The 15,205-nt window shown below is 53.2% G+C and carries 10 protein-coding genes; all 10 read right to left on the bottom strand.

Translation table 11 applies throughout. The annotated features are described in order from the left end of the window. Positions 1-111: 111 nt before the first annotated feature. Positions 112-2,100 (bottom strand): AAA family ATPase, encoded by a 1,989-nt coding sequence (locus QZ554_RS01015; protein ID WP_297193568.1) that lies wholly within the window; start codon positions 2,098-2,100, stop codon positions 112-114. A 233-nt stretch (positions 2,101-2,333) separates the two neighbouring features. Then, positions 2,334-3,599 carry an amidohydrolase gene (locus QZ554_RS01010; RefSeq protein ID WP_297193566.1) on the bottom strand — a complete coding sequence of 422 codons (1,266 nt, stop codon included), beginning with the start codon at positions 3,597-3,599 and terminating at the stop codon, positions 2,334-2,336. A gap of 10 nt (positions 3,600-3,609) precedes the next feature. Continuing rightward, complete coding sequence (locus QZ554_RS01005; RefSeq protein ID WP_297193564.1) at positions 3,610-4,974, bottom strand: dipeptidase; 1,365 nt, start codon at positions 4,972-4,974, stop codon at positions 3,610-3,612. A gap of 553 nt (positions 4,975-5,527) precedes the next feature. Continuing rightward, positions 5,528-6,739: a hypothetical protein gene (locus tag QZ554_RS01000; RefSeq protein WP_297193562.1), complete on the bottom strand. Its 1,212-nt coding sequence runs from the start codon at positions 6,737-6,739 to the stop codon at positions 5,528-5,530. Positions 6,740-7,006: 267 nt separating this feature from the next. Next, positions 7,007-8,965 (bottom strand): TonB-dependent receptor, encoded by a 1,959-nt coding sequence (locus QZ554_RS00995; RefSeq protein WP_297193560.1) that lies wholly within the window; start codon positions 8,963-8,965, stop codon positions 7,007-7,009. A 142-nt stretch (positions 8,966-9,107) separates the two neighbouring features. Next, a complete protein-coding gene (locus QZ554_RS00990; RefSeq protein ID WP_297193558.1) occupies positions 9,108-9,848 on the bottom strand; it encodes an HmuY family protein in 741 nt (246 codons plus the stop codon). 271 nt (positions 9,849-10,119) lie between these two features. Further along, on the bottom strand, positions 10,120-11,376 hold the full coding sequence (locus QZ554_RS00985) for a phosphoglycerate kinase (RefSeq protein WP_297193556.1): 1,257 nt from the start codon (positions 11,374-11,376) through the stop codon (positions 10,120-10,122). Between the two features lie 159 nt (positions 11,377-11,535). Beyond that, on the bottom strand, positions 11,536-11,715 hold the full coding sequence (locus QZ554_RS00980; RefSeq protein WP_297193554.1) for a hypothetical protein: 180 nt from the start codon (positions 11,713-11,715) through the stop codon (positions 11,536-11,538). Positions 11,716-11,741: 26 nt separating this feature from the next. Further along, positions 11,742-13,193, bottom strand: a complete 1,452-nt coding sequence (locus QZ554_RS00975; protein ID WP_297193552.1) for a hypothetical protein — start codon at positions 13,191-13,193, stop codon at positions 11,742-11,744. Positions 13,194-14,078: 885 nt separating this feature from the next. Then, on the bottom strand, positions 14,079-15,205 hold a 1,127-nt coding region (gene infB, locus QZ554_RS00970), incomplete at its 5' end, for a translation initiation factor IF-2 (protein ID WP_297193551.1).

The following is a 15,205-nucleotide window of genomic DNA, read 5'->3' as shown; positions in this document are numbered from 1 at the left end:
TAAGAACGAGATTACCTATTTCCTTGTCCTCTCTTTATAGGCCCACATTCGAGAGTCCGACTAGGTGTACACATCGGCATAATCCTCCGAGTGTACTACCCTAGGATACATTCACAGCTCTGGCATTTCCTGGATCATACTGCATGAACCTATTGCAGGATGCTCCACTCTATACACATTAAGACTACAGCGAGAGCCGACCCTGGCGGTAAGTCCTTGTATGCGCTTGAAGAACTCAAGATTATGAGTTGAAATGAAGAGCTGATGATACTTCTGAGGATGACAGATTATCGTATCAATTAAGTCAAACATATCCGATATATGGGTACTATCGAGGCTTGACATGGGATCATCCATGAAGATAATCAGCTTATCAGCAACATCAGAATTAAGGTCATCTTGTATCTTGGCTATGAAGTAGCAAAAAGCGATAAGGCTTCTTTCCCCATCACTCAGTTGCTGTGCAATCTTTTCACCCCGCTTGATAACAAATTTACCCCTATGAGCATCATCTCGACCCGATATGGGGATCTGAGCCTCTAGGTGTAGGTGATCTAAATGAAAGAACTCCGACAAGTATGCATTGATAGCCTCTACAGCCTTCCCTTCATCCTGCAATTTCCTTTTAAGTCTCTGCTTCTCACACTCTAAATCCTCAACCTCTTTATGTAGCTCGCTATATACTTTTTTGAGATCCTTAATCCTTACCTCTCGATCCCTTATCTCCTTGTTCTTACTATCATCACTCCTCTCTAGGAAATCGAGGATCCTGTTGTATCGTAGACGCTTACTGGCCTCTTCCTTCTTGTTATTAAGGTTTTCAGTCCAAATATTATTCTTTGATATCAGCTCATTAAGAGACCTTATGCCGTCAAGTATCTTACTTGATGGATCGGCGACTTCATGCCACTTTTGAGGCATGAATAGGTCTTGCCTTCTAGCTTCAAGTTGTCGTATCAATGCATCAATACTCCGACCATACTCACTCTTGATACAATTCCATCCATCTTCCCAAGTGGCATAATCATGACCCAATGAGAAATAGAATGATGAAGAGGAGATACCACGCTCCTGAATAAATATTGCTAGAGCCTCCTTTGCTCCTCTCAGCTTATTGAGTAAGGCATCGATCGCTGATCTAAGCTCAGAGGCATCCTTACTGAAATGCTCTTTTAGTCCCTGCCAGCGAGCTTCAGAGATAGGGTTACCACAAAACTTGCAGACTTGATGCCCATCTTCATGTAAGTGGCATCCAGCCTCGACCCACTCATTTAGACGAGCTTCTTCCCTTAGGGCCTCTATGACCTTAGATAGATTGATCTCCTTTGTTACAAGGCCTCTAGCTCGCTCTATAAATTGTTGTAGCTGTGGCATCTCATCTGGTAGGCACTTCATCTCTGGTTTCACCTCTTCCATGATTGTCTTCTGATACATCGAAATCATATCTGCATCCAGCCTAATCGCCTCTACTCTTGCACTAAGTATCTCCTCTATTTCTTTATTTATCGTAGTGACATTATACGTTTTAGTCCTGCTCATCCAGAGCAGAGGATCCAGCTTTATCTGCTTAGCCTCATCTTTCCGCTGCTTCTCCCAATGCTCAACCTCACTCCTCTGCTTCTCCTCAAGTTCCTGGAGCTTGATCGCATATCTACGGAGTATAGCACGCTTTCCTTCACCCTGCTCCTTACCTTCTAGCTCTCCATTTATTGCGTCAATCAATACTTGAATCTCATTATTCGTAGAGCCAATCACAGCGAAAGACTCAATGGACTTCGTCTCATCATAGAAGAAGGCTAGGTTACGCTTGACAAAGTCTGAGTTATAGACTCTGAACTGATAGGGTGAAGAGTTGGATAAAGTAGACTCCGATAGCTCACCCTCCTCTGTTGTTAGTTTAAAGGAAGCTCCCTCGATATATTTCTCTGTAATATATCCCTGCTCAATACTTGCAAATATCCTTGATAGGGTAGTCTTACCTGAGTAGTTTTTCCCATAAATGATATTCAGTTGCTTGAAGTCTACCCCCTTCAGTCCTTTTTGATCCCACTTATAGTCCTTAAATTGCCCAAAAGATGGAATATCTATTTTCTTGATCATAGCTAGTCTTTACTTGTCGTGTCTTATACTCTGTACCTGCGATGCTACTACATGATGATTAATTCATCACAAATATAGCGAATCTATTAGTTGGTTAGACGGGGCTATACGATGGCCAATGAAATGGAAATCAGTCTATGGAGAGACGAATAGCAAAAGCAAGGATACAAACTAGCCCATATAGCCTAGAAGCTATATGGGCTGGTCTATAAGAGGGTTCAGATAGCGTATATCTATCCGCGGGAGAATAGCCGTCGGGCGACTTCTCTTGCCTCGGCGATGATCTCTTCCTGGCCGGGGACATAGCGGTCTCGCATACGTATGACGCCGTCGATGATGACAGTGTCGATACAGCTACTGCCGGAGGTGGCGTAGACGAGGTTGGAGGTCAGACTATTCAGAGGCACCAGCTCGGGCACGTTGAGGTCCACGAGGGAGAGGTCTGCGAGCATACCCTCGGCGATACGTCCTGCAGGGATCTCTAGGATCTCTGCCCCGCCGATGGTGGCGGAGTGATAGATGTCCGCAGCCTTGGTCGCTGTGGGGCTAAACCGCCAAGCCTTACCCAGGAGCGAAGCGAGCTTCATCGCTATGACCATATCGAGGTTGTTCGACGAAGAGCAACCATCCGTGCCGATGCCGAGTCGTATGCCCCGCTTCTTCATCTCCTCGTACTTGAAGGTATAGCCACTGCACAGCTTCATATTCGAGGCTGGGTTATGCACGACACTCACTCGATGCTTCGCTAGGAGGTCCATCTCCTCATCATCCACCCACACGACATGGGCGACGATCAGGTGCTCGCTCAGGATGCCGAGCTTCTCGAGGTAGCGCACGGGCGTCAAGCCATGCTGGCGGACACACTCGTCCACCTCGCCCTTGGTCTCTGCTAGATGGAGGTTGATCTTGACATTATGCTCTACGGCGAACTTGTGGCAGAACTGCAGTTGCTCCCCACTGACCGTATAGATAGCGTGAGGCCCGAGGGTGAAGGTGATGCGGTCACTAAAGGCCTTGAAGGCCTCGTAGTACTCGTAGCTACGCTTACGATCAAGGGCTGCACGCTCTGCCCCTCCTTGGTCGAAGAGCGTATAGGAGAGGTGGGCACGTAGCCCCAGCTCCTCCACAGCCCGAGCCGTCTCCAGTGGATGCATGTACATATCGAGGAAGCATGTAGTCCCCGAGCGTAGCATCTCCAGACAAGCCAGCCGAGCCCCCACGTAGACATCGTGGGCAGTCATCTTGGCCTCCACGGGCCAGATATAGTCCTCGAGCCACTCCATCAGGGGTAGGTCATCGCCGTAGCCCCTGAAGAGGGTCATCGCTGCATGCGTATGGGTGTTGATGAAGCCTGGGATGACAGCCTTGTCCGTCCCATCGATCACCTCCGCACCCTCTGGGGTGGGGAGGTTAGGGGCAATGCGAGCTATGCGGTTGCCCTCGATGAGGACGTCAGTGATGGTGTCCTCGTGGAGGACATTCTTGATCAGTATGGACATGCAGGAGGATTTATCTCTTGGGGTAGATCTTGTAGAACTCGGCGACGGACTCGATGCCCTTGTAGAAGATATCTAGGGGCATATTCTCATTGGGCGAATGGATAGCGTTGCTCTCCAGACCGAAGCCCATGAGGATCGTCTTGATGCCAAACACCCGCTCGAAGGCTGCGATGATGGGAATACTCCCCCCACGGCGTACCGCTAGAGGACGCTTGCCGAAGGCTACGCCGATAGCCTCCTCGGCGGCTTGGTAGGCAGGTAGATCGATGGGGCAGAGGTAGGCCTCACCTCCGTGCATGGGGGTGACCTTCACACGCACGTACTTGGGTGCGATCTGCTTGATATACTTGACGAAGGCTTCGCTGACGGTGTGGTGGTCTTGATTGGCGACAAGACGGCAGGAGACCTTAGCGTAGGCCTTGGAGGGTAGGACGGTCTTTGCTCCCTCGCCTTGGTAACCACCCCAGATCCCGCAGACATCGAAGCTAGGACGGCAGCTATTACGCTCGAGGGTGTGGTAGCCCACTTCGCCGAAGAGGTCATCTACGTCGAGGAACTTCTTGTACTCCTCTTCGCTGAATGGGATCTTGGCGATCATCGCACGCTCTTCATCCGAGAGGGGTACGACGTCGTCGTAGAAGTGTGGGATGGTGATGCGCCCGTCCTTGTCCTGTATCTGTGCGATGAGCTTACAGAGCTCGTTGATGGGGTTCGCCACCGCACCACCGAAGTGGCCAGAGTGTAGGTCATGGTTGGCACCCGTGACCTCGATCTCCCAGTAGGCCAAGCCACGTAGACCCGTCGTGAGCGAAGGGGTCTCGGCGCTGACCATGCTCGTGTCAGAGACGATGATATTGTCTGCACGTAGCATCTCTAGGTGCTCACGGCAGAACTGCTCCAGATGTGTTGAACCGATCTCCTCCTCACCCTCGAAGAGGAACTTCACGTTGCAGTGTACCAGCCCTAGTGCCATCGCCGTCTCGAAGCCCTTGACCTGGATCATGGACTGTCCCTTGTCGTCATCGGCGCCACGTGCCCAGATATGGCCATCACGCACCTCGGGCTCGAAGGGTTCGCTCTTCCACAGCTCTAGTGGCTCGGGAGGCATCACATCGTAGTGGGCATAGACGAGGATGGTGGGCAGGGAAGGATCCTTCTCGTAGTGCCCGAAGACGATGGGGTTACCCGCCGTCTGATAGATCTCGACGGTCTGTACCCCTAGGCTCAGCAGATGCTCACGCCAGTGCTCTGCACAGCGCTGCATGTCGGGCTTGTGCTCACTCTGGGCACTCACGGATGGGATACGGATGAGGGCAAATAGATCCTCTAGGAAACGTCCTTCGTTCTGCTTGATGAATTCTTTTATCTGGCTCATACTGAAGTATTGTTTAGTTAGTTGTGTTCCCCACCCTCCCCCACGGGGGCTGATAGGGCACTCCATATTATATTTAGGGTAAATGTACAACAAATTAGCGACTATTCCCTCCTTGCCGTCCCACCCATACCTCACAGCTATCTCCTCCTACCCCGAATGCACGACCAGCGTATCACACATCCTGACAGCCCTCCTACCAGACATGAGATGCCCCTCTATAGAGGACTCAGCATGCTCATAACCATCATCTTAGATAGGCAACGAGAATACTCTTACCGAGAGCGCATAAACGCTCTTACCGAGAGCGCATAAACGCTCTTACCGAGAGCGCATGAACGCTCTTACCGAGAGCACAAAAACGCTCTTACCGAGAGCGCATGAACGCTCTTACCAAGAGCACATGGACGCTCTTATCGAGAACGCAAGGACGCTCTTACCGAGAGCGTTTTACCCCCTCTCGTAACATCAGATACAGAGCAAGTTAGAGCAGGGAAATTTCGACCAAACCTCCACCTCGACTTAGAAGAGTAAAGGTGTGATATGTGAGTGGGTACTAGGAAGGTCTTAGGACGGCACGGAAGAGCGCATCCTCGTCCCAAGGTGTGAGGAGCAGATCGCCCTCCGTCACGGGAACTGAGGTGCGGGGCACGTACTCGATGAGGAAGCGACCGCTAGCCCGAGGAGCTAAGTAACGCTCATAGGCTAGGTGTGCCAGTACACCCATCGTCGTACGTAGGTTGATCTCTACACAGGGGTGGAGCTTGAGGACACCGCCCTGCTCGTAGAGGAAGAGGTCTATGCCTATATAGCCCACATAGTCAGAGTCCTCCAAGGCCTCGGTGAGATACTCGCTATGGAGCTGAATGAGCTCCGCTAGTGCTCGCTCCCCGATGTGCTCTGTGAGTCGCTCTCGTAGAGCCATCTGAGGCAGGAGAAGATTGCCCGCATAGGCTCGTCCCGTAGCTTGCGTCTCGAAGAGGGAGAAGGCGACGAAGACGACCCTCCCCTCTGCCGTACGTTCGTACTCCAGAGCCCAGTCCTCCCTCACCTGCCAGAGTGGCTCGATGCTGATCATACCGAGACGCTGACAGCTCCCAGTGAGTGCCTCTAGATGTCGCTCGGTATAGAGACGAGGAAAGGGATGCACACCCCGCCCTGAGGAGGAGAAGGGACGCTTGATGAGCACCTCCTCCCGTGAGCCCAAGTCACGAAGGGCTCTATCGTCTAGGGCACGCTGCAGGGCACGTTGTGTCTCTGCCTTGGTGGCTCTAGCTTCCACCCATCGAGGTAAGAGCTCCGCAGGATATCCACCCTGCTCCACGAGCCTAGATAGGAGTCCATGAGCAGCATGCCGATGAGCCATCTGCAGATAAGTAGGGGTAATGGGAGGTAGACGAAGGTCTATCCCCTGCAGTAGAGGAGCCTCCTGGAGCTCCCTAAGGATATGGGGCTCTAGCCCCCACGGCTTTACCTCGAGGCTCTCTCCCCGCAGATGCTCTACCGAGGTCACATGCCCCTCATGGTCTAGGAGTACAGCGGACTCGGAGGGAGTGAGGGCGGGACGATAGATATAGTCCCCCTGCTCAGCAAGCAGGTTTAGCAGAGGAGCTAGGTCATAGCGCATCTGACGCACCTCACTCGTCGGAGTATAGCGCAGGTGTGGAGGAATACGCAGAGCCTCCTCGTGACCGGGATTGAAGACCCAGAGCCGAGGGCAGGGAGCGTGGGGAGAGGAGGGAGAGACCTTAGTGGGATCGATAAGCATTTGCACACAGAGGGGACAGATAGAGACTGCCCAAGCTAGTAGATAGTGAGGGCTCGGTGTCCCCTATCCATCTAATAGCTTGGGCAGCTGATATGTTCGCTCTATGCGTCCTACTCGGGAGCGTTGGTTAGGCTTCTCCTTATTTGCTGTGGGCAGGGAGATGGCTTTATGAACTATCGGATTGACACGAAGGCATTCCTACATCATCCCCTTATATAGCGGTAGGGAGATGACTTGTGCACGATGAGCCTACTCAGGAGAGTACGACTAGAACGTGAGGGCAAGGGTCGAGAAGAACGTCCGCCCTGGGGAGATGCTCCCCGTGACATTCACCTTCTCGGGGATGTAGTCAAAGAGGTTGTCTACCCCCATGCTGATACGTACCCGACTGCTCCAGAGAGCAGTGACGGCGATACGTGAGAGGGCGAAGGCTCGGTGCACAACAGGGATATAGTCATCCGTATCTGCATTATACTGGGCGGTCGTGACACGACTAGCCCCACGCAGGGTATAGCTAGCCGAGATCGTCCCATCCCCTACCCGCTTATCATAGGAGAGGGTGGCAGTGAAGTTATGGGGACGGGTGGAGGCGAAGGGGAGTGCTATGCCAGACTTGGTGCGTATGCGGTCGATCGTATTGAGGTAGGCATAGTCGGCGTTGAGGTTGAGCCCCCAAGGCATGCGCCAGCGTATGCTGGTCTGGACATTGAGGAGCTTGCTCGTACCGGGGCGGTTCTCATAGCGCTGGTCGGTATTGGACTGCTCGACGAGGCTGATCCTATCCTGAATGATGTTGTAGGAGGCTAGGATAGTCACATTCAGCTCCCGTGTCTGATATTCAGGGGAAAGGCTGATCATACGGCTGACCTCAGGGCGCAGAGAGGTATTCCCCTTGATGAAGAACATCCCTAGGTGATCCCAGTCCATGTAGAGTTCCTTCAGCGAAGGAGAGCGGAAGCCCTCCGAGTAAGAAGCTCTGAGCCGTAGGTCTCCTACTGAGTAGAGGGCTGTAAGCCGAGGAGAGAGTCTCCCCCCGAAGCGGGAGTGATGGTCGTAGCGTAGCCCCCCGACCACGGAGAGTCGATCAGTAGGGCGATACTCAGCCTGTAGGTAGCCCGAGTAGAGCTCAGCTCGGTAGGTAGAGCGGAAGTTGTCAAAGCGGTTGCCCTGCAGAGCCTCTTGGTTGGCCTCCCCCCCGACATTGGCAAAGAGCTTTGTCGCCCCTTCCTCCCCATAGTTGTACTGCAGGCGAGCCGTATGAGCCGTCTGTAGGAAGACAGGGGAATAGTCGTGGGTGTAGACGAACCAGTCGGATCGGTCATAGAGTTCGTTGGCGTAGTCGAAGCGGACGTTGTGCCTACTATTGAAGGCATGGTAGAGTCGCCCCCCAAGCGAGTGCGTAGTGTAGTGATTGCGTCGGGTGACGATCGGCTCATCCTGATCACGGAAGCTATAGCGGAGGTAGCCATAGACCTCACTACGGCTGTCCAGCGTACGATAGCGGAGGGTCTGTCCGAGGGTCTTGGTCTTCTGTCCTCGTGCAGGAGTGATGTCCACCGAGCCGTCACTCTGAGGGATATTGATCGAATAGGGATCCTGATGGGTGTAGCCTAGGGAGGTCGTACTGCTGAACTCCTGACGGCGTACCTGCAGGCCTAGCGCATAGCGGGCGACCCCCTCGGAGGAGACATCCACAGAGGCATTCGCCTGTAGGGGGCGGAGCCCCTGGCGAGTGATGAAGTTCACGACACCGCCAATCGCATTGGAGCCGTAGAGGGCAGAGGCTGAGCCACGGATCACCTCGATACGTTCGATGGTGGACATATCGATGCGATTGAGGTCTACGACACCATTCCCCTCAGAGCTGATCTTCTCCCCATCGACGAGGAAGAGGATATAGTCCCCCGACATCCCCTGTATCGTCACTCGGTACTGTGCACCGTGCATCGTGACATTGACCCCGGGGATAGACATCTGTAGGGCATCGGCTGCAGAGCGGGGGTTGATGCGCTGTAGGTCTCGCTCTGTGATGACCTGTGTCATGATCGGGAGCTTCTTCAGCAGGCGAGGGGTCTGCGTCCCCGTGACGACGACTGCAGAGAGTGTATGATCGTGAGCCACGGAGTCTGTAGGGTCAGGCGATGCCGTCTGCACTGCAGTCTGTGCACTCAGACACAGAGGAGCGAGTAGCCCCAGTAGCGTGACCCATATATATCTATAGATCATCAATGACAAAGCTCGTACACCTAAGTGGTGCAGTGTTCGGTGAAACGTTCAGTCACTCCCACCCTAGAGCTGTAGGAGGCATATCGCTCCACAGCTGAGGCAGGAGTGACTGAGCTAGAGATTATAATACTAGTGGCTGAGACTAGTCGATAGGATAGACGTACTCGAAGCGGATTACCCCAGGTGTAGCGGTCTTACCCTTGGCGGTCTCGAGGGGCTCTTGGTGAGAGACGACCTTGATCTTAGCATGCTTGCCCGTAGCAGTACGTACGATGAAGACCTTGCCCGTGACCCAGCTAATGGGCTTAGATGTACCGTGGTTGTCGAGGTTCTGTACGATAGCCCCTTCGTGTAGAATTACGGTCTTCGTAGCAGGCTTTCCATCAGGACCTTTCTTCCCAGGATCTACCTCTACCTTCCTCATAGTGGAGAGGATGGGATTGAGAGCGAGATTCTCTTGGACAGGAGCAGCAGCCTTGGGGTCTCCATGTGCAAACTTTACAATCTGTGCCTGCGTCTGGTTGTCTGGGGTGAACTTATCCGCTGCAGGGATCGTCACTGCAGTCTTGATGTCCTGCAGACCGACCTCGTATGCACCACCATTCCCCTCTCCAGAGAGACCGCTATTGGTACGTAGCTCATAGCGGTGGAAGGCAAGGTCCCAGCTCTTATCCTTCTTAATCGCCTCGTCTGTATACTTGGCATTCTTGATTACCTTCCCTTGCTCGAAGGAGAAGTAGACATACTCGTCATAGGCCGTAGCATTGACGACGACGCTCTTGACAATTTCGTTTGAGGGGTTGGGGGTAGGGGTGTCCTTACCGCAGGAGGTGATCCCAAGGGTTAGTGTAGCGAGCGCTACGAGGAGCATTGATTTCTTCATCTTGATATGTGATTTGTAAGTGAATATCTATACCACACCTCCCCATGGTCTCCTCACCAAGGGAAGTGCACGGCAAAGGTAGCCCACTTTACGGCGCTATTCTATACCTCCAAATGGTGATATTTATGCCCCTATCTACCTGAAAGTAACTAAGTAGTAATATCTACCTATCCCCCACCCTGCATAGCTAGAGACAATAAAGAAGCTCCCCCGACAGCCCTCATGGGGCTATCGGGGGAGCTCTATAAATGGAGACTAGTCTTACCTAAGTCTAGTCCTCGATAGCAGCGATACCGGGGAGCTTCTTACCCTCGATGGCTTCGAGCAGAGCCCCACCACCGGTAGAGACATAGGAGACCTTGTCGGCATAGCCAAACTTATTGACGCAGGCGACACTATCACCACCCCCGACGAGGGAGAAGGCACCAGCAGCCGTTGCCTCAGCGATCGCTTCGGCTACGGCACGTGAGCCATCAGCGAAGTTGTCCATCTCGAAGACACCCGTAGGACCATTCCATAGGATCGTCTTTGAGCCTAGGATCACCTCACGGTAGGCACGTATACTGTCGGGACCGATATCCATACCGATCCAGCCAGCGGGGATGTTGTCGTTCTGAGCAAAGTCTGTCTTAGCATCGTTGCTGAAGGCATCAGCGATCTTGGAGTCTGTAGATAGCACGAGGTTCACCCCATTAGCCTTGGCCTTGGCCACGATCTCACGAGCTAGGTCGAGCTTGTCATCTTCGCAGAGGGAGTTCCCGATGTTGCCACCAGCAGCCTTAGCGAAGGTATAGGTCATAGCACCGGTGAGGATGAGGTTATCCACCTTGCCTAGGAGGTTCTCGATGATGTCGATCTTAGAGGAGACCTTCGAGCCCCCCATGATAGCCGTGAAGGGACGGCGGATGTCCTGCATCACCTTGTTCACAGCATCTACTTCCTTACCCATGAGGTAACCGAAGAGTTTGTGGTCAGCATCGAAGTAAGCAGCGATGAGTGCTGTAGAGGCATGTGCACGGTGAGCCGTACCGAAGGCGTCATTGACGTACACGTCAGCTAGAGCAGCGAGCTTTTTCGTGAACTCCTTTTGGCTCTCCTTAATGGCCTTCTTTGCCGCAGCCTTCTCTTCGTCTGAGGCATCCTCAGCTAGACCACGGGGCTTACCTTCCTCTTCGGCATAGAAGCGGAGGTTCTCTAGGAGGAGGGCCTCCCCTGGCTTGAGGCTAGCAGCTAGCTCACGAGCCTCGTCTCCTACACAGTCAGGAGCGAACTTCACGTCCACCCCAAGGAGCTTGGAGACATGGGCAAGAATATGACGGAGGGAGAACTTATCTTCGACCTTCTTAGGACGGCCGAGGTGCGAACCGATGATGACAGATCCACCATCGGCAAGGATCTTCTTTAGAGTGGGGAGAGCCGCGCGGATACGGGTATCGTCGGTGATGTTGAAGTGCTCATCGAGGGGGACATTGAAGTCTACACGCACGAAGGCCTTCTTACCAGCGAAGTTGAATTGGTCAATTGTCATAGAGCAATCTGATTTATTTAATAAGGACTGACTAACTCGTTTATTCACTACAAAAGTAGTTTAATTATCCTTTACGTGTGACTATACCGACATAATGCCTCCCCCATCTCAGGGCAAGGATAAATAGATATAGGAGCGAGGATCATGTAGCCAGTACGATTAGAGCTCCCCAAATATTCCCTTGCGCCGACGTCTCGTCCCCCAAGTATCGTCATACTCAGGATCCTCAATCATCCCATCTAGGGAGAAACTAACGAGGATAGGTAGAGCCTGTGGAAGGGGATAGAGCTGTGCTCGGGGCATCTCGTAGAGTTGCTTACATCGGGTCTTCATCTCCATAAGTATATGATAGGGCTATGTGGGATTTAGCGAGGGAGGTCGATCTTTGTCCAGCTGAGACCCTTGTAGATCTCAGCATAGTCTGCTCTGAGGGCTTCGGAGTCACCCTTGATCGGCGTCGTCGAGGAGGGGTTAGGGGCAATATTGAAGGTCTGGAAGTACACCCTATTATGAGCTCCTGCCCTAGGTAGCTTCTCGATCGTATTGCCGTTGGCCTCACCCGCCTCTAGGGGAAGGACATAGAGTTTATTTCCTCCCCTTCTCGTCTTCACTCTGTACTGAGTATAGGGGGTCTTGTCATAGAATGGTGCAGGCTTGCCCTCCCACTTAGCCCCCTCGAAGGTAATTGCCCCGTGATCATTGGGGTCGGGGAAGTAGATGAGAGCTACCGCCTCATCCTCCTCGGGATACTTAGCGAAGCCCCCTGACATCACAGGGACAGGCAGGGCAAGTCGGGAGGTACCTTTGTCCTGCTTGGCGATCAGATAATCATAGTGATGGCCATCAGAGGACGGTCGTCCCCCTTCGGGCCTGCCCTCATAGGCACGGCTATACCTATGCCGCCAGTACTTCCCCGCTTGGTATTCCTCATCAGGTCTTAGAGTAATGGCTCCATCAGAGAAGTCCACCCTCATATCCCAAGTCGCAGAGAGCCCACCCGAGAGTAGAAGGCATACCTCATAGGGAGGACGGGGCGCCTGAAAGTATTTCTCCTTACCGCCCTCACTGACGAGATCTGGTTCTAGGCTATTCTCTGCACTGATCCGTTGTCTGATGATGGTCTTAGGGTAGCTATTGTAGAAGCGTAGCGCCATGAGATAGCCGTGCATACGGAACTTGATAGGAGCATACCCCATCGGGGTCACCACAGCCCCCTTGCCCCCCTCTTCACTGTGCCAGACAAGCGGGATCGCTTCGCTCGTGAGCACCACGAAGTTGTCGGGAAGAGGCGAAGCATCTCCCCAGCGAGGGATGCTGTGTACCCCCTTGTTTGTGAATCGCCCCTCCTCATCTAGGCCAACGACTGCAGAGAGGTAACAGTCCCTCAGCTCATCTCTAACCATCTCCTCCCAGATAAGAGCCTGCTGGGACGTAAGGGACTTAAGAGTAAGGTCTCCACGGAAGCTTAGATTCTTCCCACCCGAAGATACCACAAGGGGGAGCAGGTGATGGATCACCTGCTTAGGATGATCCTTTCTATAGATGTAGATGTGTGCCAAAAGTGTCTTCCCATCTGGCTGATCCGCTTGGGCAAAGAGCGAGATAAAGCGCTGAGAGGCATCTAAGGGATTGAACCGCCCCGTAGTACCCCGTAGCTGATCTGTACCCCCCGCACTCTCCGTGGCGAGACTAAAGGGTGCAACCTCGGCAGAGAGGTTCAAGATAAGCTGAGGTGATGAGCTGTTCGGGGGGAGATCCTGCTGTGCTCCCGAAGCAAGATGGACCTCTGGTGTACCTGAAGTACAGGAGCAAAACAATGCAATTGTAGATAATAGGATCAATAAATCTTTCATCCTTCCATATAATGATTGTGTGTGCATCAGATTCGTATGCCACTCCCCTTCTCTCTGAGAGAGACCTCGCTGTCCCTTACAATAGGTCATATACCATCTGACAACTAAGGTCACTACACTAGGTGTCATCAAGGGTCGCTCTCTATCCCGCTGCATATACCAGCTGAGCATACCCTCCCCCTCGGTATGGAGGGAAAGCTAGAGCTATGGGGAAAGCATCTTCCTCAAGGGCAAAGGTAACCAAAAACCTATCTCAGTGTAGCCCTCCCCAATTTCTCCCAGGGCTGACGCATGAAATCACTATAGTGCGAGGGCAAGGTCGTCAAGGAGCATACGCCGAAGATAGAAGTATCTGTGTCCTAGTGTAGATATGCCAAGCGAATACCTCCTACCGAGGAGAGATGAGTGTACACGTGTGTACACAACTGTATACCCACGTGTACACAACTGTATACACGCGTGTACACAAGTGCGCTCTAAGTATATCCTCTGTAGGGCTCGCTTGTATGTCTGTTTCTTTGGGGTAATACGTAGGATCTCTAGGGATGGGCTAAGGTTCCCTGGGATATGAAATGATGTCCCCGAAGATCCAAAGGCTGGAGTGTGCAAGAGAAATCATGCGTCAGCCCTAGTGTCTGTGCCTCGTCTCAAGTCCTGCCTTCCTCCAAGTACCAAGGGGGAAAGCTTCCGAAGAGAGTATCCCTCGGAGCAAGTTCCTACCGATGATTGGTACGAGAATACGAGGGGGATAGGAGGGAAGGGCAAGAAAGAGCAGAGGCGGTAGACCTCATACGAAGTCTACCGCCTCTGTTTAGGGATAGGGGCTTGGGTAGCCCTGTTGGGGAGGGATTAGTCGAGGGTCTTCTTGATCTCGATCTCTTCGTAGGCCTCGATGATATCACCGACCTGGACATCGTTGTAGCCTTCGATATTCAGACCACAGTCCTGACCCATGACGACCTCCTTAGCGTCGTCCTTGTAGCGCTTGAGGGAGCCGAGCTCACCAGCGTACTTGACGATACCATCACGGATGAGGCGGATCTTGTTCGTACGCTTGATCTTACCCTCGACGACCATACAGCCAGCGACGGTACCTGCACCCGTGATCTTGAAGGTCTGCTGTACCTCCAGATTAGCCACGACATTCTCCTTGATCTCAGGCGAGAGCATCCCTTCCATAGCGGACTTGATATCCTCGATCGTATCGTAGATGATGGAGTAGGTACGTATCTCGACACCCTCGCGGTCTGCTAGGCGACGGGCTGCCTGACTGGGGCGCACCTGGAAGCCCAGGATAATAGCCGAAGAGGCAGAGGCAAGTACCACATCGCTCTCGGAGATCTGTCCGACACCCTTGTGGATGACATTGACCTGGATCTCCTCGGTGGAGAGACGGATGAGTGAGTCGGAGAGGGCTTCGATAGAGCCGTCCACGTCGCCCTTGATGATGACATTGAGCTCCTGGAAGTTCCCGAGGGCACGACGACGAGCCAGCTCGTCGAGGGTAAGCCCCTTCTTCGTGCGGGTGTCCTGCTCACGCTTGAGCTGCTCACGCTTGCTGGCGATACTACGAGCCTCCTGCTCGGTCTCCATGACGTTGAAGGTCTCACCGGCGGCTGGTGCGCCGTCCAGACCGAGGATGAGGACAGGTGCGCTGGGGCCTGCCTCATTGACCTTCTTGTCACGCTCGTTGAACATAGCCTTGACACGTCCGTAGTGCGTCCCGGCTAGGACGATATCTCCCTGACGTAGGGTACCGTTCTGTACGAGTACCTTGGCTACGTAGCCACGTCCCTTGTCTAGCGAGGAGTCGATGATCGACCCTACGGCACGGCGGTTGGGGTTCGCCTTGAGCTCTAGGAGCTCGGCCTCTAGGAGCACCTTCTCCAGTAGGGCATCGATGTTGATCCCCTGCTTGGCCGAGATCTCCTGGCACTGGTACTTACCGCCCCATTCCTCGACGAGGTAGTTCATGG

The sequence above is a fragment of the uncultured Porphyromonas sp. genome, from assembly GCF_915070105.1.
Classification (GTDB): domain Bacteria; phylum Bacteroidota; class Bacteroidia; order Bacteroidales; family Porphyromonadaceae; genus Porphyromonas.
The sequence above is the reverse complement of the archived record's forward strand: the minus strand, read 5'-3'. Positions and strand labels throughout refer to the sequence as shown.

What these genes read in the sequence shown, in the direction of transcription:
- QZ554_RS01015 (WP_297193568.1), bottom strand. Translation starts at nt 2,100, where the DNA reads ATGATCAAGAAAATAGATATTCCATCTTTTGGGCAATTTAAGGACTAT.
- QZ554_RS01010 (WP_297193566.1), bottom strand. Translation starts at nt 3,599, where the DNA reads ATGTCCATACTGATCAAGAATGTCCTCCACGAGGACACCATCACTGAC.
- QZ554_RS01005 (WP_297193564.1), bottom strand. Translation starts at nt 4,974, where the DNA reads ATGAGCCAGATAAAAGAATTCATCAAGCAGAACGAAGGACGTTTCCTA.
- QZ554_RS01000 (WP_297193562.1), bottom strand. Translation starts at nt 6,739, where the DNA reads ATGCTTATCGATCCCACTAAGGTCTCTCCCTCCTCTCCCCACGCTCCC.
- QZ554_RS00995 (WP_297193560.1), bottom strand. Translation starts at nt 8,965, where the DNA reads ATGATCTATAGATATATATGGGTCACGCTACTGGGGCTACTCGCTCCT.
- QZ554_RS00990 (WP_297193558.1), bottom strand. Translation starts at nt 9,848, where the DNA reads ATGAAGAAATCAATGCTCCTCGTAGCGCTCGCTACACTAACCCTTGGG.
- QZ554_RS00985 (WP_297193556.1), bottom strand. Translation starts at nt 11,376, where the DNA reads ATGACAATTGACCAATTCAACTTCGCTGGTAAGAAGGCCTTCGTGCGT.
- QZ554_RS00980 (WP_297193554.1), bottom strand. Translation starts at nt 11,715, where the DNA reads ATGGAGATGAAGACCCGATGTAAGCAACTCTACGAGATGCCCCGAGCA.